Annotated in this window: 1 protein-coding gene and 1 pseudogene; both read left to right on the plus strand. The window is 70.6% G+C overall.

The features are described 5' to 3' along the window. Window positions 1–226, plus strand: a pseudogene (locus G8E10_RS25795) (transcriptional repressor); the annotation flags it as partial. Beyond that, a partial coding sequence (locus G8E10_RS25800) for an ATP-binding cassette domain-containing protein (protein WP_167131282.1) occupies window positions 223–412 on the plus strand: 190 nt, incomplete at its 3' end. The pseudogene G8E10_RS25795 and the gene G8E10_RS25800, both read left to right, overlap by 4 nt.

The raw sequence follows: 412 nt of genomic DNA on the forward strand, positions 1-412 counted from the left end.
GGTGCACCGCATCGCCTCGCTCAACGCCTTCGTCGGCTGCGACCATCCGGACCACGCCCACCAGGGCCAGTTCTTCATCTGCCGGCAGTGTCATGCGGCCATCGAGCTGGAGCGCACGGCGATCAGCGACAGCATCCTCGACAGCGCCCGCAGCCTGGGTTTCCGGGTCGAGGCACAGACCGTGGAAGTGGTCGGCCTCTGCGCCCGCTGCCAGACGGCGCCATGAGCGACAGCCTGATCCGTCTCGACGGCGTGCGCGTCGCCTTCGCCGGCCGCGAGATGCTGCGCGACGTGCACCTCTGCGTGCAGCCCGGCGAGATCGTCACCCTGATCGGCCCCAACGGCGCCGGCAAGACCACCCTGGTGCGCGTCGTGCTCGGCCTGCTGAGCCCCGATGCCGGCACCGTCTGGC

The sequence above is a fragment of the Ferranicluibacter rubi genome (assembly GCF_011603255.1).
Lineage (GTDB): Bacteria > Pseudomonadota > Alphaproteobacteria > Rhizobiales > Rhizobiaceae > Ferranicluibacter > Ferranicluibacter rubi.